This window comes from Vibrio scophthalmi, from assembly GCF_040869025.1.
Taxonomy (GTDB): domain Bacteria; phylum Pseudomonadota; class Gammaproteobacteria; order Enterobacterales; family Vibrionaceae; genus Vibrio; species Vibrio scophthalmi.
The window spans coordinates 1335075-1357489 of sequence record NZ_CP134271.1; the positions used below are offsets into that span (position 1 = coordinate 1335075).

Below are 22415 nucleotides of genomic sequence, written 5' to 3' on the forward strand. Positions count from 1 at the left end.
CGCGCCGTTTACGAAACTAAATCAGCGCATCAGAGTTATCCCCTAGCACAATAAATTAGCCGCCTACCGCGATGTGCTTCATATCCGTCATGTAACCACGAAGCTCTTCACCAATGTATTCTACTGGGTGGTTGCGAATCGCATCATTCACTTCAATCAGTTGCTGGTTATCAACTTGGTTTGATTCTTCACCTAGGCCTTTACCGATGACATCAATACCCACTGATGGCATGAATTTCTCGCGCAGTAACGGCGTTGCAACGTTAGCAAACAGGTAGTTACCATATTCTGCTGTGTCGGAGATAACCACGTTCATTTCGTATAGACGCTTACGCGCAACAGTGTTGGCGATTAACGGCAGTTCGTGTAGTGATTCGTAGTACGCTGACTCATCGATGATGCCTGATGCTGTCATCGCTTCAAATGCTAGCTCAACCCCAGCACGTACCATCGCTACCATTAGGATGCCGTTATCGAAGTACTCTTGCTCTGAGATTTGGATGTTTGATTCTGGGTAGTTTTCAAACGCCGTTTCACCGGTCTCTGCACGCCAACCTAGTAGGTTCACATCATCGTTTGCCCAGTCAGCCATCATGGTGCGAGAGAACTCACCTTCAATGATGTCATCCATGTGCTTGTTGTATAGCGGACGCATCAGATCTTTCAGCTCTTCTGAAAGCTCAAACGCTTTGATTTTTGCAGGGTTTGATAGACGGTCCATCATGTGTGTGATGCCACCGAATTTCAGTGCTTCAGTTACCGTTTCCCAACCAAATTGCAGCAGTTTACCGGCGTATGCTGGATCGATACCTTCCGCAACCATCTTCTCGTAACAAACGATTGAACCCGCTTGTAGCATGCCACAAAGGATCGTTTGCTCACCCATAAGGTCTGACTTCACTTCTGCAACGAATGAAGACTCTAGACAACCTGCACGATGGCCACCAGTTGCCGCAGCCCATGCTTTAGCGATATCCCAACCTTCACCTTTTGGATCGTTCTCAGGGTGAACAGCGATAAGCGTTGGTACACCAAAACCGCGTTTGTATTCTTCACGAACTTCCGTACCTGGACACTTAGGCGCAACCATCACAACTGTTAGATCGTCACGGATTTGCATACCTTCTTCAACGATGTTGAAGCCGTGTGAGTAACCCAGTGCAGCACCTTGTTTCATCAATGGCATTACGGTTTCAACAACATTGGTGTGTTGCTTATCTGGGGTCAGGTTCACCACTAGGTCTGCTTGAGGGATTAGCGTTTCGTAGCTTGCCACTTCAAAGCCGTTCTCTTTGGCATTTTTGTATGACTGACGCTGCTCATCAATCGCGGCTTGGCGAAGTGCATATGCCACATCTAGGCCTGAGTCACGCATGTTAAGACCTTGGTTAAGACCTTGTGCGCCACAACCAACAATGACTACTTTTTTACCCTTCAGAAAATCTGCTTCTGTTGCAAACTCTGAACGGTCCATAAAACGACAACGACCTAGTTGGTCTAGTTGCTCACGCAAGTTTAGGGTATTGAAATAGTTAGCCATTGTAGGGCTCTCCTTTAATAATAATGTCCGTTTGGTCGGCAATTTTTCTTACCGAATAACCTGATACTAAAGCAGACATTAAATTGCTTAAAGTGATATATTCACAATTAGTAATTGCAATTTATGCAACATGGACGTAACTAAAATGAACATTAAGAGTCTGCAGCTTTTCATTCACTTATGTGAAAGTAAAAACTTTGCCAAGACGGCTTCAGCGATGCACATTAGCCCTTCTGCGCTCAGTCGCCAAATTCAAAAGCTGGAAGCAGAATCTGGCCAAGCGCTGTTTTTACGCGATAATCGCAGCGTGGAATTAACCCCTTCCGGCAAAAAATTATTACCTGTAGCGCTCAATATTCTCGCAGAATGGCAGAACTATCAGGTGCAATTTGTTGAGCAAAACCAAGAGCTGAAAGGCGAAATCCGTCTGTTTTGCTCGGTCACCGCCAGCTACAGTCATCTACCTGAATTACTCTCAGAATTTCGTCTCCAACACCCTTTTATTGAATTTAAACTCTCGACCGGTGACCCTGCGCAAGCGATCGACAAGGTGCTCAATGATGACGCAGACATTGCAATTTCTGCGATGCCGAGCCAGCTACCTTCCCGAGTAGAATTTGAAATCATCAGTGAAATTCCATTGTCCGTGATTGCACCATCTGGGGTAAGTCACTTTGCCCAAGAACTGCAGCAAGAAAAACCCAACTGGAGTGAGATCCCCTTTATTGTTCCTGAGGCGGGTACCGCTCGTGAGCGCGCCAATACATGGTTCAAAGCAATGAAGATTAAACCCAACATCTACGCTCAGGTGTCCGGTCATGAAGCGATTGTCAGTATGGTGGCATTAGGGTGTGGTGTGGGTATTGCACCAGATGTGGTGATCAATAACAGTCCAGTAAGAGATAAGATCGAACGCTTAAAAGTGGCTTCGATTGCCCCTTTTGAGCTGGGTGTGTGCTGCAAACGTTCGCAACTAGACAATCCGCTCATCAAAGCGTTATGGAAAGTCGCGCAAGAGAAATTCATTACCCCTTAAAACAACAAAGCCACGCAATAGCGTGGCTTTAAAAATTGGCTTAACTCTTCGCTTAAATCACACGAGAAAATTGCTGCTGGCGAGCACGGTCACGTAAGTATTTATCGAAACACATACAGATGTTACGAATCAACAAACGACCACGTAATGTGACGCGAATTTCACTCTCATCCACTTCCACCAGTTCATCATTGATGAAGGTTTGCAGCAGCCCCAAGTCTTGAGCAAAGTAGCGGTTAAAATCGAGTTTAAATTCTTTTTCGATGAAGTCTTTATCGAGCTTAAAGTTACAAATCAGCTGCTTAATCACTTCACGACGAATCAAATCGTCATTATCCAGTGATACGCCTTTCCACAATGCGTGGCGCTGCTCATTCACTTGTTGATAGTACTTTTTCAGCTCTTTCTGGTTTTGTGCGTATGCATCACCAATCATTGAAATAGCCGAAACACCAAAACCAACTAAGTCACACTCACCTTGGGTAGTGTAGCCTTGGAAGTTACGATGCAAAATGCCTTCACGCTGAGCTACAGCCAGTTCATCCTCTGGTAAAGCAAAGTGATCCATACCAATAAATTGGTAGCCAGCACCAGTCAGCGTCGCAATGGTGTCTTGCAAGATATTCATCTTTTCAGATGCTTGTGGCAGATCTTCATCTTTAATCTTACGCTGCGCTGCGAACAATTGCGGCATGTGCGCGTAGTTAAACACCGATAGACGACCCGGTTGCATTTCCAACACTTGCTTTAAGGTTTCAGCAAAAGAATCTTTGGTCTGCTTTGGTAAGCCGTAGATCAAATCAAGGTTGGTCGAACGGAAGCCGAGCTCTTTGGCGCGCTGAACCATGGCAATAATAAAGTCTTCATCTTGCTCACGGTTAACCAACTTCTGTACTTCTTTATTGAAATCTTGCACGCCAATACTGAGGCGGTTAAAGCCTTCACCACGTAAGTGGTCTAGCACATCAAGCTCAATTTCGCGCGGATCAACTTCGATGCTGATTTCTGAGGTAGGCTCAAAATCAAACTCACCACGTAAAATCGCCATCACACGGCTGATTTGCGCTTTTGATAAGAAGGTTGGCGTTCCGCCACCGAAGTGCAGTTGTGTTACTCGACGACCTTGTAGCAAGCTCGCGCGCGTGCGAATTTCAGCCTCAAGTACATCCAAGTATTCATCCGCTTTATGGGCGTGACGCGTAATAACCTTGTTACAACCACAGTAGTAACAAAGTTTATGACAAAACGGGATATGGATATAAAGCGAGAGTGGTCTATCGGGGTATGCCGCACAGGCCATATCGTAATCAGCCACCGTAAAAGCTTCGTGAAACTCTAATGCGGTTGGGTAGGATGTGTAACGCGGCCCAGAGTAGTTGTACTTATCTAGAACGGTTTGATCCCACACAATTTGTTGGCTTGCGACTACTTGCTGCGACATGGTGATATTTCCACTTTGTGACTGAAAGGTCATGGTTATGTGAACGGTCTATTTTGCCATAGCCCTAAAAAGGAAAAACTAAGACAAACCGTTTTTTGAGTAGCAAAACTCAGAACTGCTAGCTCGATCACTCACTATTAAGTGTAAGCGATCGAGGCTAGATCGTTCAGTCAAACTACCGATGAGGCTTAAAGCACTTGAATATTGATTTGATTGTTGAGCGGCTGTACGGTTTGTTGCAGCTGTTTAAATTCATCAACAATCGCATCTTGCAGGCGTGATTCTGCTTTTTGACGGGCCAAATTCTGTTGCATACGCTGTTGTTTTGGCAGCGCTTGACGGTCTTCACCGCGCGCCATGTCCTTCACGATATGGTAAAGCTCAGCGGTAGCCGGAAACTTCGTATCGAAGTCAATACGGTCATCGCCTTGAACATAATCCATAATGCAGTAAACGCGAATGCTGACTTCTGATAAATCACATTGTCCTTGGATGCCTGCCATACAAAGTGTGGTGACGTTCTCAAAGATATTCGCGTTACGTTTTTCAATCGCTAGCTTTTGATGCTTAAGCTGCAATTCCTTTTGCTTCTTCAGTTGGAGCAGAAGGTAACCTGCGTAAGACGCTAAGCCAAGAATGATAATTCCACCAGCTAAGGCTAATAAGGTTACGTTCATACTGACTGTTATCCTTTAAATTGGTCGAAATCGAACGATTCAAATTCAGACAGAAGATCGTCATCTGAGTTTGATTTTTTCGCTGTTTTCTTCGTTGCTGGCGCAGGCGTCTCTTCTTCAACATCGTCAGCGATGTCTTCTTCGTAAAGACCCAATTGCTTCATCAGTACTTCGATACGGTTTAGCTTCTCATCTACGTATTTCTGCAGACCTGAACCTAGATTTTCACCATCTTCGATACGATCAAGCAATACCAGTAACTGAGCATCATTTTCCAACATTTCCAGCTCTTGCGCTGCGCTAACGCGACGCTCTGCTTTGGTTGGTTTTTTCACTTCTGCAACGATAAGAGGAATTTTCTTCTTGCTGCCTAAGCGAGGATCACGTTGCTGTGCTGCTTTCTGATCTTTATTCTGTTTTGCTTCAGAGTTACGCGTACCGGTTTTTAGGCCTTTACGCTTTTTATCTCTTTTGCGCTCGCGACCTTCAACATCCGATTGGGTGCGGTTACGAACAACGATAACATCAGCAGCTGCGCCGCCTGATCTAGATTTTTTACTACGACTCATTACTGGGCTTTCCTCAGTAAAATTACATCATTTCCTACAAATTCAAGTTCGAGCTTATCCCGCTCTGCCAAGTATTCAAACGTTGCTTGGCTAAAAAAGATCACATGGGTGAGATCGTTTTTATAGTGCCAATGGGCAAACGCTTCTACATCGATAACCATCTTGGTCATAACACCAAGCCAGCCACCGGGCTTAACTAAATTCAACCATTGCTGCCACACTTGAGCCGGCTCATATAAGTGCTCAATCACTTCGGTAGCAGTCACGAAGTCATACTGTTGCTCTAACACCGAACGTTGTGGGTGATAGTAAATATCGTATAACTTCATTGTATGGCCCAGCTCTTCCAACATTATCGAAAGTGTTGGTCCTGGCCCACAACCAAAATCTAACCCGTGAGATTGAGGTGCCACGCGTTGACAAATAGGGTCAGCCATACGCGATAAAAAGCGGCGATAACCCAAATCATTGGGGTTATTTTCGTGCAGATCATAATGCGCTTTTTCAGCTTTAGCATCCAATCGCTGCTCTGGGTTAACAAAGACCAGTGCACAGTTCGAGCATTCGAGGTACTGGCGGTGTTTGTCTTCAAAGTAGTGATGAGTGTGATTGCTTTGACAAAGCGGACAATGGTGCATCTTTACATCCTCCAACGGGGATGCGAAACATACCAGAAACTCGGCTTAGAGTGGAGTACTATTGTGCAATTTATCGTCAAATTGGTAAAAAATAGAGATAAAAAAAGCGATAGATGGCCTATCGCTTTCTAAATGCCACAAGGGCAAAACTGAGTCGTACAAAAAGTTGTACTCCAAAATTCCATTTGTTCTTAATGCTTTCCATGCCAAAAGGTGTTGTTTGCCATCATCCTGATGAGTTTTGGCTTTCCTTTTCAACATCCTGTTACTGGGCTAATCCTCAGCCTGATCCGTTTCCCTGTCTAAACCGTTAGACGAGTCAACCATCCTTATTTGAGCAGGTATCCTACCTACCCAATATCCTTATTCACTACCAAGCATTCATTGCTTGCATCCGTGGAGACCATCCTAGTCTTTTGTTCCTAACTCACTCCCTGTGAATATGATTACTTTACTTCAGCTCTCTCTCAGCACAACCCATCAAACAAAAAAATTATGCTCACTTATTCACCAGCGCGATAAGTTAATGATTTTATTTTAATTTACTTTTTCGATGCCATTTTGACTTGCCACACTATAGCGAATCTCTTACACCGCAATGAGCAAGATGGCCGTTGGCTCGTTGTCTGGCTTAGTGACTCGAATCACACTTTAAGTGCAATTCATCCATGACTAAAGTGTATGACCAATAAGCACGATTATTGAAAATGAAGACGAGTAGTAAAAGAGAGGGACAAAAAAAGCCGCAACCGAGTCGCAGCTTTTTGATGTCGAACTGTTGAATACAACAGATAAGGAACTACATCGGTTTAATGTAAGCCACCCATGTAGTTCGAAAGTGTATCGATATCTTCATCGGTTAATTTCTGCGCGATATCACGCATCATGGCGTTCATATCGTTTTCACGAGTTCCATCGCGGAATTTGACCAATTGTGCTTTAATATAATCAGGTTGCTGACCCGAAATTTTCGGGAAACCTGACAACTCAGTGCCATTACCACGAGGGCCATGACAAGCAATACAAGCGGTCAATCCACGCTCGGCATCACCTGCGGTGTAAAGAATTTTACCTTGCGCGACAACATTTTCTGGAGTGGTGCTGTGTGCCAAAGGTAGAGAGGCATAATAAGCAGCAAGATCAGCCATATCTTGTTCATTTAAAGGAAGAGCCATACCACTCATCACTGGATCAAAACGGCCTTGCTTACCACCGCTTGTCATCCCGAGTTTGAGGTCTTTCAGCTGCTTCTCTAAATACTTTTCATGCTGACCCGCCAATGACGGATACATGCCGAGTAAACTGTTACCATCAGCCCCATGGCAGGCAACACAAGTTTGAGATTTTTCTTTACCAGCTTCAATGCTGCCTTGGGCCCACACGGAGCAGCTGGCTAATAGGCTCACAATTAGCGCTAATTTCTTCATGACATTCCATTATAATTATCAAGCTTCCAGTACCACTCTGCACAACCACTCATGCTACAATAGGCGATCTTATGCCGAGTGCGGTTATTTTACACAATTTCACAAAAAAGTAATCAATTGACTACACAAAGTCGAGATGGAGTTAACAGTGAGCGTAAAAATTAATTACCAAAACACCCATTTCATCACAAGTGCACCTGATATTCGTCATTTGCCAGAGGATGAGGGAATCGAAATTGCGTTCGCCGGACGCTCCAACGCGGGTAAATCAAGCTCTTTGAACCGCCTAACCAACCAAAAGAGCTTGGCGAAAACCAGTAAAACACCTGGTCGTACCCAATTGATCAACCTTTTTAAGGTGACCGAAGGTTGCCACATTGTCGATCTACCGGGCTACGGTTTCGCGCAAGTTCCACTTGAGTTGAAGAAAAAATGGCAAAAATCTTTGGGTGAATACCTACAACAACGTCAATGCTTAAAAGGCTTGGTGGTGTTAATGGATATTCGTCACCCAATGAAAGATTTGGACCAACAACTGATTTTCTGGGCGGTTGACAGCGGTATTCCAGTTCAGGTTCTTCTGACTAAAGCAGACAAGCTAAAGAGCGGCGCACGTAAAGCACAGCTTTTGAAAATCCAAGAAGAAGCAATTGGATTTGGTGGCACAGTGAAAGTAGATGCTTTCTCGTCACTAAAAGGGATCGGTGTTGATGTATTACGCAACAAATTGGATGAGTGGTTTGCACCTGCATTTGCTCATTTGGTTGAGCAAGATATCGACCAAGACGATCACGCAGATTTCGACGGCGAATAAGCCATTTTCTGTTGCTAAAAGCCTCGCCTGTGCGAGGTTTTTTTATGCCAATTTTCCGCTCTAGCCGAAGGTCATACTGCCCACATTTACCACAATAACGCTTAATATCGACTGATTAGTGAGTGAAAAGAGAAAAGTACCCAAAGCGTTAAATCGGTTAAATACACCGCTTTATTTTCTAACAGAAATAACAATAAGAAGCTGGAAAAATATTACAAAATGCTTCTAAGTGACATATTTTGTTTCAGGACGGTCTAATTATCGTAAGTTGGTCACGAATTTCAGGGGAAATAAGAGGAATTGCGCAGCTCTGTAGGTAAGTTATTCTTTATTAGGATATTTTTGCTTGGCACAATAAAAAACGCCCCAGCCAAAAACTGGCTGGGGCGGCTGAATCAGCCTAATCCAATAACGTGAAACAAAAGGTCTGAAAGATAGAACATCTTACCTCTGTACCCTACGTCGATTAATGTACAACAATTGGTCAGTGATGAAAACTATTTTTGTAAGTTTTTTTCATTTTGATTTAATTCAGCAACAGAATAGCATTGTTCTACTAGGCTTTTTTAACATCAAAAAAAAGCCAGCGTTTGTGCGCTGGCTCATGCTATTTAAGGCAATTTGTCTAATTTTTGTCTAGTGTGCCTGATCCCAGTTATCACCGTGACCCGCTTCAGCAATTAGCGGCACCGCAAGTGTGGCCGCCGATTCCATCAATTCTTGTACTTTTGTTTCAATTTCGGCCAGTGCCGTCTCTTGAACTTCAAATACGAGTTCATCGTGCACTTGCATAAGCAATTTCACACGACCATCGCCTTCTTTTTCAATCCACTCATCAACCAGCAACATTGCTTTTTTAATAATATCCGCTGCAGTTCCCTGCATTGGTGCGTTGATTGCCGCACGTTCGGCTGCTTTACGACGCATACCATTACGTGACTGAATTTCAGGTAGGTGTAGACGACGGCCAAAGATGGTTTCCACATAGCCTTGCTCTGAAGCCGCACTACGTGTGTCTTCCATATATTGCATCACACCAGGGTAACGCTCGAAATATTTGTTCATGTAGTCTTGCGCTTCGCCGCGTGGAATACCAAGTTGCTTAGCCAGACCAAACGCACTCATGCCGTAAATCAATCCAAAGTTCACTGCTTTCGCGCGGCGACGTTGCTCTGATGAAACAAGATCAATCGTGGTTCCCATAATCTCTGCCGCAGTTGCCGCGTGGATATCCTTGCCTTCACGGAATGCCTCAAGCAACGCTTTGTCACCTGAAAGGTGCGCCATAATACGCAATTCAATTTGGGAATAGTCGACCGCGAGAATCTTATAACCATGCGGAGCAATAAAGGCCTGACGAATACGACGTCCTTCTTCATTACGGATTGGTATATTCTGCAGGTTTGGATCGGTCGAAGAAAGACGGCCCGTCGCGGTTACCGCTTGGTGGTAAGAAGTATGCACACGACCCGTCTCTGGGTTGATCATTTTTGGCAGCTTATCGGTATAGGTCGATTTAAGCTTAGCCAAACCACGATATTCCAAAATCAATTTTGGTAGTGGATAGTCTAATGCCAATTCCTGCAACACTTCTTCATTGGTTGAAGGTGTGCCTGATGGCGTTTTCTTAATAACAGGTAGGCCCATTTTTTCAAACAACAAAGCTTGCAACTGCTTTGGTGAATTCATATTGAATTCTTGCTCAGCCAGTTCATACGCTTTTTGCTCTAACTCATCCAAGCGCACAGCAATTTCTTGCGACTGTGCAGACAACTTCATGTCATCAATCAAAACGCCAGTACGTTCAATGCGGGATAAAACCGGCACCAAAGGCATTTCAATTTCATGATAAATCGCGTTGAGTTTGTCATCCTTTGCTAGGCTTTCATTTAAACGGTGGTGCAAACGCAATGTCACATCAGCATCTTCTGCGGCATAAGGTGACGCTTGCTCAAGGTCGATTTGGTTAAAGGTCAGTTGTTTCTTGCCCTTACCTGCCACTTGTTCAAATGAGATGCAGCTATGCTGCAAGAAACGCAGTGCCAAGCTATCCATATCATGCTTACCACCTACGCTGTTATATACGTAGGAAGCCAACATGGTATCGAATTTAATGCCACGCATCTCAATGCCATAACGAGCAACGATGCTTGCATCGTACTTGAGGTTTTGACCTACTTTAGCTTGATTGTCATCTTCTAGCAGAGGCTTTAATTGCTCCAATACCCAATCACGATCAAGCTGTTGTGGAGCATCTAAATAGTCATGCGCCACTGGTACATAAGCGGCTACGCCTTCTTCGGTAGCAAAAGAGACGCCTATCAGATTCGCGACCATGTAATCTAAGCTGTCAGTTTCGGTGTCAAAAGCAAACACGTCGCTCGCTTTAAGCTTTTCAAGCCAATGGTTAAAGCGCTCTTGATCAAGAATGGTCTCATATTGGCTACGGTCAATGCTGATCGCTGAACGGTCAATTTCCACTTGGTTTTCGCTTGCCGAAGGTGCTGATGGGACCGCTGCACCACTCTTCTCTATCGCTTCGACCACACCTGTGCCACCTTCAAGTAGCTCGTTTAGCCATGATTTGAAAACCAATTGGCCATACAGTTTGATCAACTCATCAGTGTTCGGTTGTTCTTTTACTAACTGCTCAGGCTTGAACTCCATTTCCACATCAAGCTTGATGGTCGCGAGCTGGTAAGAGAGCAATGCATTTTCTTTGTTGTCTTCCAGTTTTTTGGCCATGGTTTTCGAACCACGGAAGCCAAGTGGCGCAATATCATCAAGATTCTGATATAGCTTCTCCATGCTACCAATGCCTTGCAACAAAGCCGTGGCCGTTTTGTCACCCACCCCAGGAACACCAGGAATGTTATCCACTTTATCACCCATCAGTGCGAGGTAATCGATGATCAGTTCAGGTGGAATACCAAATTTTTCAATCACGCCTTCACGATCCAGCACCACATTGGTCATGGTATTGATCAAGGTGACATTTTCATCCACCAGCTGCGCCATATCTTTATCGCCAGTGCTGATCAAAACAGGGATCCCCTGCTGCGATGCTTGGTGTGCAAGTGTGCCGATTACGTCATCTGCTTCGACGCCCGAGATCGAGATCAATGGCAGGCCCATAGCGCGAATAACATTGTGCAGAGGCTCGATCTGACAGCGAAGATCATCAGGCATCGGAGGTCGATTTGCCTTGTATTCCGGATACATATCATCACGGAAGGTTTTTCCTTTCGCATCAAAGATCACCGCGATACGATCCGATGCAAATTGACGCATCATGCTACGCAGCATGTTTACCACGCCATAAACCGCATTGGTTGGAATATCACCATTACTCATGGTGCCTGGGTAAGCATGGAATGCACGGTATAGATAGGAAGAACCGTCGATCAGAATTAACGGGTTATCTGGGATACGAGCCATAGTCTTTTAGTTTCCAAAGAAAATGCAAAATAAGATCTGCTTAGAATGCCACGACTATGGCAGCGATGCTATGCAAACTCTGTGATGTCTCTTACGACATTTGTTTAGAATCTCAACAACCCAAACAACCACCTGTGGATAACTCTGTTTATAATAATTATCCACTGCCTTTTCCTTTTGCCATTTTATTAGCTCGATCAACAATAAGATTTTGTTTTAAAAGAAAATATGAAAGGATCGATCGTTTGCAACGAGATCTAAAAACGATCTTCAATTGTGGAAAAGAGTGTTGATGCCCTTTTGTGCAAGGACAAATCGCAGCGATAAAAAAAGCGACATCTTTCGATGTCGCCTAGCAAAAAAGTGTCAAAGCGTTTCATGTGGAACATGCGGCTCTGCCATATAGCTATAAATTACACTGGAAGCAATGTGAGCAATGTCGTGTCATAAAGAACTTGTGCAAGTTCATTAAATTCTGTGTCACCACTAAGTTCAATTGCTTGAAGTTAGTGACTCAACATCCTTGTGAACAACCTCATTCCCTAAGACGAGATTGATAATAATGATTCTCATTTACATAGTCAACATGTAAATGAGAAAAAGTCTCATTTATTTTAACTATTCAGATCACGTCTGTGTTGCAACCCTCACTCTCTTCGCTTCATCCAAGCGATAGCTCAAACCTCAGTAGAGAGTCGATAAAAAAATAGGTCGGCAATTGCCGACCTATTTCAGTTCACGATTGGTTGAGATTATTCACCGCGTAAATGCTGCGCTGCTTGAGCATTATCTTCAGCTAACCACTGCGCCACATCTTTTGCAAAATAAGTCAAAATACCATCTGCACCGGCACGCTTGAAGCACAGCAGTGATTCCATTACGGTATCGCGCTCGCTCAGCCAACCATTAAGAATCGCCGCTTTGTGCATCGCATACTCGCCCGATACTTGATAAGCAAAAGTCGGTACTTGCAGTTCTGATTTCACACGACGGACGATATCTAGATATGGCATACCCGGTTTCACCATCACCATATCAGCACCTTCGTTGATGTCCATTGCCACTTCATGCAAGGCTTCATCACTGTTGGCTGGATCCATTTGATAGTTTTTCTTATTGCCACCTTTCAAGTTCGACGCTGAACCGACGGCATCACGGAATGGTCCGTAATAACATGACGCATATTTTGCCGAGTAAGCCATTATTTGGGTATTGATGTAACCGGCTTCTTCGAGCGCTTCACGAATCGCACCGATACGGCCATCCATCATATCTGATGGCGCCACAACATCAGCACCCGCTTCTGCGTGAGATAGCGCTTGCTTGATCAATACCGCTGTTGTCTCATCATTCAGTACATAGCCTTCGTCATCAATGATGCCGTCTTGACCATGAGTCGTGAATGGATCCAATGCGATATCGGTGATCACACCCATTTCAGGTACGTGCTCTTTCAAAGCACGAACAGCACGCTGAACTAAACCTTCAGGATTGTATGCTTCTGCGGCGCACAAGCTTTTCGCATCTTGGTTTACCACTGGGAATAGAGCAATGGCTGGCACACCTAGTCGCGCTAGGTATTGAGCTTCTTCCAACAACAAATCAATCGATAGGCGTTCGATACCCGGCATTGACTCGATTGATTCACGACGGTCCTTACCCATAAGAACAAACATCGGATAAATCAGATCGCTCACCGTTAACTGATTTTCTGCCATTAAACGGCGGCTGAAGTCGTGTTTACGCATACGACGCATGCGACGACCTGGAAATTGACCTTGAATGGAAATTGACACTCTATTCTCCTTCATCTGGTGAAAGTGCTTGCTGAGAATCATATCACTCTCGCCAGCGCACGCTAGAGCCAAGCATGAAAAATGCAAAAAATGACCTGCGCTTCACACTGCCGTATACTTTGCTACACACATAAGTCCAACAACGAAATCAAGAGAATCACCATGATTGATAGCCATGCACACATCTACGCCAGCGAGTTTGATAATGATCGCGACGAAGTCGTCCAACGAGCATTGGCACAAGGCATTGATAAAATTTTACTGCCTAATATCGATCTAGACTCCATCGAACCCATGCTCAAAACCGAAGCCGCTTACCCTGATGTTTGTCGTTCAATGATGGGGCTACACCCTTGTTATGTTGATGGTAACGTTGAGCAATCACTGGCAACGATTTATAGCTGGTTTAGCAAGCATTCATTTATTGCCGTCGGTGAAATCGGTATCGATCTCTATTGGGATAAAACCTTCCGTGCTGAACAAGAGAAAGCCTTTATCACTCAGCTTAATTGGGCCAAAGAGATGAGCCTACCTGTGGTCATTCACACGCGAGATTCTATTGAAGAAACCCTCAAGCTGCTCAGCCAAGAACAAGACGGCTCTTTAAGTGGAGTCTTCCACTGTTTCGGGGGCAGTATTGAAGAAGCGCAGGCAATTAATGATCTGGGTTTTCATTTGGGCTTAGGGGGTGTGTCGACATTTAAAAATGGTGGAATGGATTTGGTGATCCCTGCTTTAGATCTGAACTATGTCATTCTTGAAACTGACTGCCCTTACCTAGCACCCGTACCACATCGTGGCAAACGCAACGAGCCAGCCTACACTCAATTGGTCGCTCAACGAGTCGCAGATCTGCGCGAAATGAGCTTACAGCAGGTGGATGAACTCACGACTCACAACGCAAAAACACTGTTTAATCTATAGCGTGTTAGCTGCGAGCAAGATGTGATTTGCAAATTACAGGCATAAAAAAGGTTGGCATCGCCAACCTTTTTTCATCTCGCTATCATTACTCTTCGACTTGCTCTTCTTCGTCATCATCCTTACGGACATAGAAACGAGCAAAGAACAATCCCACCTCAAACAGCAAACACATTGGGATGGCCAATAACGTCTGCGAAATAATGTCTGGTGGCGTCAGCAACATACCGACAACGAAAGCAATCACAATGATGTATGGACGCTTAGCGCGCAGTTCATCAGGTGAAGTCGCTCCCGTCCAGCACAATAAGATAATTGCGACAGGAATTTCAAAGGCAATACCGAACGCCATAAACAGCGCGAGAACGAAATCCAGGTAACTGGAAATGTCGGTAGCAAACTCAACTCCGCCCAGCGATATCGCCGTAAAGAAGCCAAATACCAGCGGAAAAACCACGAAATAGGCAAACGAAACGCCTGCGTAAAATAGCAGTGAACTGGAAAACATCAACGGCATGATCAAACGACGTTCATGCTTATACAATCCCGGCGCTACAAAAGCCCAGACCTGATACAAAATCAAAGGTACCGCGATAAATACCGATGCAATCAAGGTCAGTTTTAATGGAGTAAAGAAAGGGGATGCGACATCAGTCGCGATCATCGTTGCCCCTTCCGGTAATTTGTCGACAAGTGGTTTTGAAACAAACTCGTAGATATCACCAGAAAAGTAGATTAAACCAAGAAATACCACCAACACTGCAAGCAACGCACGCAATAAGCGATTACGCAGCTCCAGTAAATGGCTGATTAAAGGTTGTGTCTGCTCAACAGAAGGCATATCAAACCTCATTCTAGAAGATCAAAAAGGAGCCACACGTCACGTGCAGCTCCTCACTTAAAGGCTACTCGGCTTTCTTATCTGCCGGTGCAATAGCTTGGCTGGTCTGTGGTTTTTCATCACTGACAACAGCCTCGGTCTCCGTAGCCTTTTGAGCATAGGGACGTTGCACCTCTTGCGCAGCTTTCTTCAGTTCTTCAACCGATGATTTCAACTCAGGCGATAGATCTTCCATCCCCATTTGTTCAGCTTTACGCAAGTTCTCTTGCAGTTCTTGCACCTTCAGTTCGTGAGAGATTTCATCTTTCACGTTGTTTGCCATCGTTTTCGCTTGTGAAACAAAACGAGAAACGCTGCGAATCGCATGTGGCAAACGCTCAGGGCCCAAGACAACAAGAGCTACAACAGATATTAATACCAGTTCCCAAAAACCGATATCAAACACGTATTATGCCTGCTCTTTGTCTTTTTTAGTCTCAGCAGTCGCTTCAGTCTTCTGCTGTTCTAGATTTTTAGGTTCAAAATCAGCATCTTTTTTATCTTGAGATGCATCCTCGTCGCTCATTGCTTTCTTGAAGCCTTTCACAGCACTACCTAAGTCGCCACCAATATTACGTAACTTCTTAGTACCAAACAGCAATACAACGATTACAGCAACAATCAGAAGTTGCCAAATACTAATACCACCCATTTCATTTACCTCGGGTTCTATTAAACAAAATTATTCTGTGAGTCTAACGCCTATTGGCGATAAGCTCGCCAACTGAGCAACCAAAATGTGACCCCTGCTGCGACGCAGATTGGTGACAATTGCTCATAAGTGCTGTTGACCATAATTGCCGAGCATACGACTAATGTGGCACCAACACCAAATAAAAATTTACCCGTCGCCTGCTGACGCTTAGATGCACGGTAACCTTGGTAAAGCTGATCCATGCGTTGATTCAAGGCTTTACCTTGACGCAAGCTATCGTATAACAACTCAGGCAATTCGGGTAATTTCTCAGCCCAAAACGGTGCGCGATCTTTAACCGCATTGATCAGCGCTTGCGGACCGACTTGATTCATCATCCACGTTTCAAGGAATGGCTTCGCCGTTGCCCACAGATCCAACTGTGGATATAACTGACGCCCTAACCCTTCAACATAGAGTAATGTTTTTTGCAGCAAAACTAATTGCGGCTGTACTTCCATTTCAAAGCGACGCGCAGTATTGAACAGATTCAACAGTACGTGGCCAAAGGAAATTTCACACAGTGGTTTGGCAAAAATCGGTTCACACACAATACGAATCGCAAACTCAAATTCATCAATATTGGTTTCACGTGGAACCCAACCCGACTCAACATGCAATTCCGCAACGCGGCGATAATCTCGATTGAAAAAAGCTAAAAAGTTTTCCGCTAAGTAGCGTTTATCGTCGCTATTTAATGTGCCGACAATGCCACAATCCAAACCTATCCAACGCGGGTTTTCCGGATGTTCTGGTTCAACGAATACATTCCCCGGGTGCATATCAGCATGAAAGAAGCTGTCGCGAAATACTTGGGTAAAGAAAACGCTCACCCCTCGCTCAGCCAGCAACTTCATATCGGTACCGTTGGCTTTTAAACCCTCGATATCTGACACTTGAATGCCGTAGATTCGCTCAGATACCATCAGTGATTCACTGCTAAAATCAGGTAAAACTTCCGGTACGTAAAGCTCTTCACTGCCTTCGAAGTTACGACGCAATTGAATTGCATTCGCCGCTTCTCTTCTTAAGTCTAGTTCATCAAGCAGAGTCTTTTCATACTCTCGCACGACTTCAACTGGTTTTAAACGACGTGCTTCAGGCTGAGCTTTAGCGACTATACGCGCCATGCGATACATCAGTTTTAGATCTGCATCAATCACCGGGCGAATATCAGGTCGAATGACCTTCAAAACAATCTCTTGGCCCGTCTCTTTCAAGCGTGCAGTATGCACCTGCGCGATAGAGGCTGACGCGAGTGGCTTGATATCAAACTCACTAAACCAATTTTCAATCGGTCCACCCAGCGCTTTTTCCATTTGTTCTTTGGCCAATTCGCCATCAAAGGGGGCCACTTGGTCTTGCAATAAGGCCAGTGGATCGGCAATGTGCGGCGGGAACAAATCACGGCGGGTCGACATCATCTGACCAAACTTGATCCAAACAGGCCCAAGCTCTTGCAGTGCTAAGCGTAAACGCTCACCCAACGGTTTTTCTGGGTGCTGGTTTTTTATCCAAAACAGCGATTTTCGAGCCAGTAACGGCGCTTTGGTTAGCTGATGATTGGGCAGTAACTCATCCAAACCATACTCAAGTTGGACTTTGATGATGCGGTAGAGGCGACGAATTTCCGAAGGTGTCATACACGCTCCAGTAACTGGTTTAACTTTGCTTCTATACGTGCCGCTTGGCTTTTCACATCGTCCACTTGATCACAGAAGTGCGCTACTTCTAGCGGCGCTGGCGCTAAGCGCCACTCTTCGGTGATCACTTGCCCAAGATAATCTTGCTGCTTACTCACTTGTGACTTCAGCAACGAGCCAAAGTGACTCACGCCTTTCACTAAGGAATGAGCAGCAACGTCACCCACAATACGCGAGAGCCATTCAGCGACATCAGGCTTACAATCGGTCATTAATTGCGAGAACTTTTGCGCTAACTGAATATCACCTTCTAGTACTAACTTATCTTGTTTGATCAGCTTGGTAATATTGGCCTGTTCACGCAACTCTGGTAATACCGATAGGTTAAGCGACAAATAACAGTCTGGTTCACCTTCATAGTTTGCCAGCACATCAATCTGCTGACTGAAAATGAAGGTGATGGTTTTGTTCACTTCTTTGAGATGAACTTGGATCACTTGCCCTTTTAGACGCGACAAACGGCGACCCAATTCAGGATCGTCTTTAATCAGGGTATTAAGGGTGGTTTCGATAACAGCGGTAACCAAGGGTTCAAATGGCATAGCGACCTCTAGAACTTATAACCACGGTGCAACGCAACAATACCACCAGTGAGGTTGTAGTAATTGGTTTGCTCAAAGCCCGCTTCATCCATCATGCCCTGCAAGGTGTCTTGATCTGGGTGCATACGGATTGATTCTGCTAGGTAACGGTAGCTATCTGCATCGTTTGCCACCACTTCGCCAATTTTTGGTAATAGGTGGAACGAGTAAGCATCATAAATTTTTGAAAGTGGCTCAAGAATTGGCTTCGAGAACTCCAACACCAATAAGCGACCACCCGGCTTCAACACGCGGAACATAGAACGCAGTGCTTTGTCTTTATCTGTTACGTTACGCAGACAAAAGCTAATCGTGATGACATCAAAGTAGTCATCAGGGAACGGCAATTCTTCCGCATTGGCTTGTACATAGTGCACATTACCAACAATGCCACTGTCGCGTAGTTTGTCGCGACCAACATTCAGCATTGAGTTGTTGATGTCAGCTAAAACCACATGACCTTTCTCACCAACAATGCGAGAAAATTTTGCGGTCAAATCGCCAGTACCACCACCAAGGTCAAGCACGCGTTGACCCGGGCGAGCACCACTGCAATCAATGGTAAAGCGCTTCCACAAACGGTGCACACCACCCGACATTAAGTCGTTCATGATGTCGTATTTCGCCGCTACTGAGTGAAATACTTGAGCAACTTTGGCCACTTTTTCTTCTTTGGCTACAGTAGTAAAACCAAAATGGGTGGTTTCTTGTGTTTCTAACGCTGTATTTGACTGCACGTTGGTATCCGTCATGATTAATCCTCTTCGAGCAACTCGGAATTACGGTCTATACGCAGGGTTTATACACATAATTGATACGTATTGTGCGGCATCATGACCCAACGAAAACTTGCATCTTTGGGTTGGGTTTTACATCGATGCGACACAGACCGGAGCTGCGGCCGATTAGTTTACTTTATCCTCAGCCGGATGTCTTTCTAACTGCGGTGCATTTTCAGCCAAATATTCATTTTCTGTCACATCCTCAGTTTGTGCTAACTGGACAATATCACTCGATATTGGACGTTTTACTTCCACCCCTAGCTGTTTAAAGCTTTCTGCTTGGCGAATCACGTTACCGCGCCCTGTCGCGAGCTTGTTCATTGCCCCTTGATAGCTTTGATTGGCTTTGTCGAGTGCACCACCCAAACCTTCCATATCTTCAACAAACAGACGCAGTTTGTCGTAAAGCTTACTGGCTCGTTCCGCGATAATTTGCGCATTTTGGTTTTGGCGGTCATTACGCCATAAGTTATCAATCGTGCGCAGTGCCACCAGTAATGTGGTTGGGCTGGCCAAAATAATATTTTGCTCCATCGCATCTTTAACCAAGCTCGGATCCGCTTGAATCGCCACCTGGAAAGCAGGCTCAACCGGAATAAACATCAGCACGTAATCAAGGCTACGAATGCCTTTAAGCTGATGATAATCCTTATGGCTTAATCCTTTAATGTGGCTACGTAGAGCAAGTAAGTGATCACTTAGCGCTTGAGCTCTATCTCGATCGGTTTCAGCATTGAAGTAACGCTCGTAGGCCACCAGCGCCATTTTCGAATCAATCACCACTTGTTTCTCTTGTGGTAAGTGAACAATCACATCTGGCTGATAACGCTTGCCCGCTTCATTTTGCAAACTGACTTGGGTTTGGTACTCATGTCCTTCTCGCAAACCCGATTCAGCCAATACGCGCGCCAAAACCACTTCCCCCCAGTTGCCTTGCTGCTTATTGTCACCTTTTAAAGCCTGAGTTAGGTTCACCGCTTCACGAGTCATATCTTCATTCAAACGCTGCAAGTTTTTTAGCTCATGTACTAGGGTATGGCGCTCTTTGGCTTCAAGATTAAAGCTATCGTTCACTTGGCGTTTAAAGCCTTCTAACTGCTCTTTGAGCGGACTCAATAGCCCCTCTAAACTCTGCTTATTTTGCTGGTCAACCTTGGCGGTTTTTTCTTCAAACAACTGATTGGCAAGATGTTCAAATTGTTGCTTCAAGCGCTCTTCGGCTTTTTCGAGTAACTGCAGTTTCTCTTGGCTGGCCAGTTGAGCTTGTTGATGACGCGCTTCTTGCTCACGCAATTGCGCTTCCAATTGTGATTTGTGCTCACGGACTTGATTAAGATCCTCGGCGTATTGCTGGCGCTCTTGTTTGACCGCATCGAAATAACGCAATTTTTCCATCACCGCCATCAACTTGCCATGCGATTGCTTTAGCTCATAAGCGGCTTTATCTCGATCTTGATCGAGTTCATCTAACTCTTGCTGCGCTTCGACAAGCGATTGTTTTAACTGGTCGATCTGTGAGTTCGCCAATTGTTGATTGGAGTGCAATTGTTGCTCGAGTAACTGACTTTCAATACTCAGTTTTTGTTTTACCCACCAACCCACTACCGCTCCACTGATCGCGGCACTGCCTAAGGCACTCAATAACACGCTTTGGTTCTCGATAATCCATTGCATAATAAGGCGTTAACTCTTCTCTATTACTTAAAAATAATGGTATTTCACCACTGGATAAATGTCCAGTTTGTCGACTAGATAATCAGCAGATACACTGAGCGACCCGTACAGCGTTCACTGCATTTTCGCGGTACGTTTTTGCTGACTGTTTTGCCGATTCGGCGACTAGAATAAAAGGAATATTATGAACGAACGCCGCGCTTTAGGATTTGGCTTATCTGCGGTTTTACTGTGGTCAACGGTGGCAACGGCCTTCAAACTCACGCTTGCAGAATTTTCACCAATACAAATGCTAACCATTGCCAGCATTGTTTCCGCACTGGTTTTGTTGGTCATTTGTGGCGTACAAGGCAAGCTTTCATCGCTATCGACCACTTTTCTCTCTAACCCCGGCTACTACTTCTTACTTGGCTTAATCAACCCACTGGCTTACTACGTGATTCTGTTTAAAGCCTACGACTTACTTCCCGCCTCTCAAGCGCAAGCGATCAACTACAGTTGGGCCATCACTCTGACCTTAATGGCGGCGTTTTTCCTTGGCCAGAAGATCCGCAAACAAGACTGGGTCGCGTGTGTATTAAGTTATTTTGGTGTGGTCGTGATTGCCACTAAAGGGGATATTTTAGGGTTAAACTTTGAAAGCCCTCTTGGCGTGGCTCTGGCCTTGGTTTCGACTTTACTATGGGCAGGTTATTGGATTCTCAATACCAAAAACAAAGCCGATCCTGTGGTGGGAGTATTACTTGGATTCTTAGTTGCGATTCCATTTGCGATTGGTTTGAGTATTTGGGAAGGGGCGACTTGGAGCCAAATAACGCCATCAGGCTGGTTAGCCGTCACTTATGTTGGCTTATTCGAAATGGGCGTCACCTTTGTTTTATGGCTTAGTGCTTTAAAGCTCACGCAAAATACTGCTCGCATCAGTAATCTAATTTTTGCCTCTCCCTTTATTTCGCTGATCTTGCTCGCCACTATCATTGGTGAAAGCATCCATCCAACCACCTTGATGGGTTTAGTGTTAATCATTGCGGGCTTAGTCATTCAGCAACTCAAATTCAAACCAAAACCGATTTCAGCAGATACAGATTGAGCGAATAGATCACTTCGATTGATTTTATTGCATAAAAAAGGGCGCCTAAGCGCCCTTTTTCTTTCAGGAAATTGCAAAATTCGGAACAGCTTGCAATTAATTAGTTAAGCGCGCGCACCAATGCCGCAATGCCTTCCCAATCCCCTTTATCCATCATGTCAGTTGGTACCATCCAAGTACCGCCACAAGCAACAACGGCTTTAATAGCTAGGTACTCTTCAACGTTTGATGGGCTCACGCCGCCTGTAGGCATAAAGCTAACTGGGTAAACCGCAGTTAGAGCTTTAAGCATACCAACACCGCCTGACGGCTCAGCTGGGAAGAATTTCAGAGTGCGTAGACCCATTTCCATTGCTTGCTCAACCAAACTAGGGTTATTCACTCCCGGTACGATTTGAATGTTGCGTTGCTGACAGTATTTCACTGTCGTCGGGTTGAAACCTGGGCTCACAATAAAGTCCACACCCGCATCAATCGCGATATCAACTTGTTCTGTAGTAAGAACAGTACCTGCACCGATCAATAGCTCAGGGTATGCATCACGCATAATGCGGATAGATTCTGCAGCCGCTTCTGTACGGAAAGTCACTTCCGCACATGGTAGGCCGTTTTCTACCAACACTTTTGCTAATGGTAGCGCGTGTGCAACATCATTGATGGCAATAACAGGGACGATTTTGATTTCGCTTAATCGTTGTTCAAGAGTTTTCATGA

General features: G+C 44.9%; 19 protein-coding genes and 1 pseudogene. 4 read left to right on the forward strand and 16 right to left on the reverse strand.

The window, feature by feature from the left end:
- Positions 1 to 55 precede the first annotated feature (55 nt).
- Positions 56 to 1540: a ketol-acid reductoisomerase gene (gene ilvC / locus RJD38_RS06075; protein WP_005595540.1), complete on the reverse strand. Its 1485-nt coding sequence runs from the start codon at positions 1538 to 1540 to the stop codon at positions 56 to 58.
- A gap of 145 nt (positions 1541 to 1685) precedes the next feature.
- Here ilvC and ilvY point away from each other — a divergent pair, with 145 nt between their 5' ends.
- On the forward strand, positions 1686 to 2576 hold the full coding sequence (gene ilvY / locus RJD38_RS06080; RefSeq protein WP_005595541.1) for an HTH-type transcriptional activator IlvY: 891 nt from the start codon (positions 1686 to 1688) through the stop codon (positions 2574 to 2576).
- Between the two features lie 52 nt (positions 2577 to 2628).
- On the opposite strand, the gene hemN is transcribed toward ilvY, so the two are convergent.
- The 5 genes from hemN to RJD38_RS06105 all read right to left on the reverse strand — a co-directional run bounded on the left by hemN (position 2629) and on the right by RJD38_RS06105 (position 7328).
- A complete protein-coding gene (gene hemN / locus RJD38_RS06085) occupies positions 2629 to 4017 on the reverse strand; it encodes an oxygen-independent coproporphyrinogen III oxidase (RefSeq protein WP_065545913.1) in 1389 nt (462 codons plus the stop codon).
- A gap of 188 nt (positions 4018 to 4205) precedes the next feature.
- Positions 4206 to 4694: a DUF2489 domain-containing protein gene (locus RJD38_RS06090; RefSeq protein ID WP_065545912.1), complete on the reverse strand. Its 489-nt coding sequence runs from the start codon at positions 4692 to 4694 to the stop codon at positions 4206 to 4208.
- Positions 4695 to 4702: 8 nt separating this feature from the next.
- Entirely contained in the window at positions 4703 to 5263 is a 561-nt protein-coding gene (gene yihI, locus RJD38_RS06095; protein WP_005595546.1) for a Der GTPase-activating protein YihI, read from the reverse strand.
- Positions 5263 to 5901, reverse strand: a complete 639-nt coding sequence (locus RJD38_RS06100) for a class I SAM-dependent methyltransferase (protein WP_005595547.1) — start codon at positions 5899 to 5901, stop codon at positions 5263 to 5265. The genes yihI and RJD38_RS06100 overlap by 1 nt, the downstream gene beginning before the upstream one ends.
- Positions 5902 to 6710: 809 nt before the next feature.
- A complete protein-coding gene (locus RJD38_RS06105) occupies positions 6711 to 7328 on the reverse strand; it encodes a c-type cytochrome (protein ID WP_065545911.1) in 618 nt (205 codons plus the stop codon).
- 148 nt (positions 7329 to 7476) lie between these two features.
- Between RJD38_RS06105 and yihA the strand changes: the two genes are divergently transcribed.
- Positions 7477 to 8142, forward strand: coding sequence for a ribosome biogenesis GTP-binding protein YihA/YsxC (yihA, locus tag RJD38_RS06110; RefSeq protein WP_005595553.1), 666 nt, complete (start codon positions 7477 to 7479; stop codon positions 8140 to 8142).
- A 636-nt stretch (positions 8143 to 8778) separates the two neighbouring features.
- On the opposite strand, the gene polA is transcribed toward yihA, so the two are convergent.
- Together polA and hemB are read right to left on the reverse strand one after the other, a co-directional pair.
- Positions 8779 to 11580, reverse strand: coding sequence for a DNA polymerase I (gene polA / locus RJD38_RS06115; RefSeq protein ID WP_005595557.1), 2802 nt, complete (start codon positions 11578 to 11580; stop codon positions 8779 to 8781).
- A 752-nt stretch (positions 11581 to 12332) separates the two neighbouring features.
- Complete coding sequence (gene hemB, locus RJD38_RS06120) at positions 12333 to 13376, reverse strand: porphobilinogen synthase (protein ID WP_005600004.1); 1044 nt, start codon at positions 13374 to 13376, stop codon at positions 12333 to 12335.
- Between the two features lie 162 nt (positions 13377 to 13538).
- Between hemB and RJD38_RS06125 the strand changes: the two genes are divergently transcribed.
- On the forward strand, positions 13539 to 14300 hold the full coding sequence (locus RJD38_RS06125) for a TatD family hydrolase (protein WP_065429565.1): 762 nt from the start codon (positions 13539 to 13541) through the stop codon (positions 14298 to 14300).
- Positions 14301 to 14385: 85 nt separating this feature from the next.
- On the opposite strand, the gene tatC is transcribed toward RJD38_RS06125, so the two are convergent.
- From tatC to rmuC, 7 genes and pseudogenes are all read right to left on the reverse strand, one after another.
- On the reverse strand, positions 14386 to 15138 hold the full coding sequence (gene tatC / locus RJD38_RS06130) for a twin-arginine translocase subunit TatC (RefSeq protein WP_005600001.1): 753 nt from the start codon (positions 15136 to 15138) through the stop codon (positions 14386 to 14388).
- Positions 15139 to 15292: 154 nt separating this feature from the next.
- A pseudogene (tatB, locus tag RJD38_RS06135) lies at positions 15293 to 15583 on the reverse strand (Sec-independent protein translocase protein TatB); the annotation flags it as partial.
- Between the two features lie 3 nt (positions 15584 to 15586).
- Complete coding sequence (tatA, locus tag RJD38_RS06140; RefSeq protein ID WP_005599997.1) at positions 15587 to 15829, reverse strand: Sec-independent protein translocase subunit TatA; 243 nt, start codon at positions 15827 to 15829, stop codon at positions 15587 to 15589.
- A gap of 50 nt (positions 15830 to 15879) precedes the next feature.
- A complete protein-coding gene (gene ubiB, locus RJD38_RS06145; RefSeq protein ID WP_005599995.1) occupies positions 15880 to 17514 on the reverse strand; it encodes a ubiquinone biosynthesis regulatory protein kinase UbiB in 1635 nt (544 codons plus the stop codon).
- On the reverse strand, positions 17511 to 18116 hold the full coding sequence (locus RJD38_RS06150; protein ID WP_005599993.1) for a ubiquinone biosynthesis accessory factor UbiJ: 606 nt from the start codon (positions 18114 to 18116) through the stop codon (positions 17511 to 17513). Before RJD38_RS06150 ends, ubiB begins: the two co-directional genes overlap by 4 nt.
- Positions 18117 to 18124: 8 nt before the next feature.
- Positions 18125 to 18907: a bifunctional demethylmenaquinone methyltransferase/2-methoxy-6-polyprenyl-1,4-benzoquinol methylase UbiE gene (ubiE, locus tag RJD38_RS06155; protein ID WP_005599991.1), complete on the reverse strand. Its 783-nt coding sequence runs from the start codon at positions 18905 to 18907 to the stop codon at positions 18125 to 18127.
- Positions 18908 to 19060: 153 nt separating this feature from the next.
- Positions 19061 to 20611, reverse strand: coding sequence for a DNA recombination protein RmuC (rmuC, locus tag RJD38_RS06160; RefSeq protein ID WP_065545910.1), 1551 nt, complete (start codon positions 20609 to 20611; stop codon positions 19061 to 19063).
- Positions 20612 to 20795: 184 nt separating this feature from the next.
- Between rmuC and RJD38_RS06165 the strand changes: the two genes are divergently transcribed.
- Positions 20796 to 21701, forward strand: coding sequence for a DMT family transporter (locus RJD38_RS06165; protein ID WP_065545909.1), 906 nt, complete (start codon positions 20796 to 20798; stop codon positions 21699 to 21701).
- A gap of 100 nt (positions 21702 to 21801) precedes the next feature.
- Here RJD38_RS06165 and RJD38_RS06170 read toward each other — a convergent pair whose 3' ends face one another.
- Positions 21802 to 22413, reverse strand: coding sequence for a bifunctional 4-hydroxy-2-oxoglutarate aldolase/2-dehydro-3-deoxy-phosphogluconate aldolase (locus RJD38_RS06170; protein WP_005599986.1), 612 nt, complete (start codon positions 22411 to 22413; stop codon positions 21802 to 21804).
- Positions 22414 to 22415 lie beyond the last annotated feature (2 nt).

Bases quoted from the DNA above. Each gene is read 5' to 3' on its own strand.
- ilvC (WP_005595540.1), bottom strand. From the start codon at position 1,540: ATGGCTAACTATTTCAATACCCTAAACTTGCGTGAGCAACTAGACCAA.
- ilvY (WP_005595541.1), top strand. From the start codon at position 1,686: ATGAACATTAAGAGTCTGCAGCTTTTCATTCACTTATGTGAAAGTAAA.
- hemN (WP_065545913.1), bottom strand. From the start codon at position 4,017: ATGTCGCAGCAAGTAGTCGCAAGCCAACAAATTGTGTGGGATCAAACC.
- RJD38_RS06090 (WP_065545912.1), bottom strand. From the start codon at position 4,694: ATGAACGTAACCTTATTAGCCTTAGCTGGTGGAATTATCATTCTTGGC.
- yihI (WP_005595546.1), bottom strand. From the start codon at position 5,263: ATGAGTCGTAGTAAAAAATCTAGATCAGGCGGCGCAGCTGCTGATGTT.
- RJD38_RS06100 (WP_005595547.1), bottom strand. From the start codon at position 5,901: ATGCACCATTGTCCGCTTTGTCAAAGCAATCACACTCATCACTACTTT.
- RJD38_RS06105 (WP_065545911.1), bottom strand. From the start codon at position 7,328: ATGAAGAAATTAGCGCTAATTGTGAGCCTATTAGCCAGCTGCTCCGTG.
- polA (WP_005595557.1), bottom strand. From the start codon at position 11,580: ATGGCTCGTATCCCAGATAACCCGTTAATTCTGATCGACGGTTCTTCC.
- RJD38_RS06125 (WP_065429565.1), top strand. From the start codon at position 13,539: ATGATTGATAGCCATGCACACATCTACGCCAGCGAGTTTGATAATGAT.
- tatC (WP_005600001.1), bottom strand. From the start codon at position 15,138: ATGCCTTCTGTTGAGCAGACACAACCTTTAATCAGCCATTTACTGGAG.
- tatA (WP_005599997.1), bottom strand. From the start codon at position 15,829: ATGGGTGGTATTAGTATTTGGCAACTTCTGATTGTTGCTGTAATCGTT.
- ubiB (WP_005599995.1), bottom strand. From the start codon at position 17,514: ATGACACCTTCGGAAATTCGTCGCCTCTACCGCATCATCAAAGTCCAA.
- RJD38_RS06150 (WP_005599993.1), bottom strand. From the start codon at position 18,116: ATGCCATTTGAACCCTTGGTTACCGCTGTTATCGAAACCACCCTTAAT.
- ubiE (WP_005599991.1), bottom strand. From the start codon at position 18,907: ATGACGGATACCAACGTGCAGTCAAATACAGCGTTAGAAACACAAGAA.
- rmuC (WP_065545910.1), bottom strand. From the start codon at position 20,611: ATGCAATGGATTATCGAGAACCAAAGCGTGTTATTGAGTGCCTTAGGC.
- RJD38_RS06165 (WP_065545909.1), top strand. From the start codon at position 20,796: ATGAACGAACGCCGCGCTTTAGGATTTGGCTTATCTGCGGTTTTACTG.
- RJD38_RS06170 (WP_005599986.1), bottom strand. From the start codon at position 22,413: ATGAAAACTCTTGAACAACGATTAAGCGAAATCAAAATCGTCCCTGTT.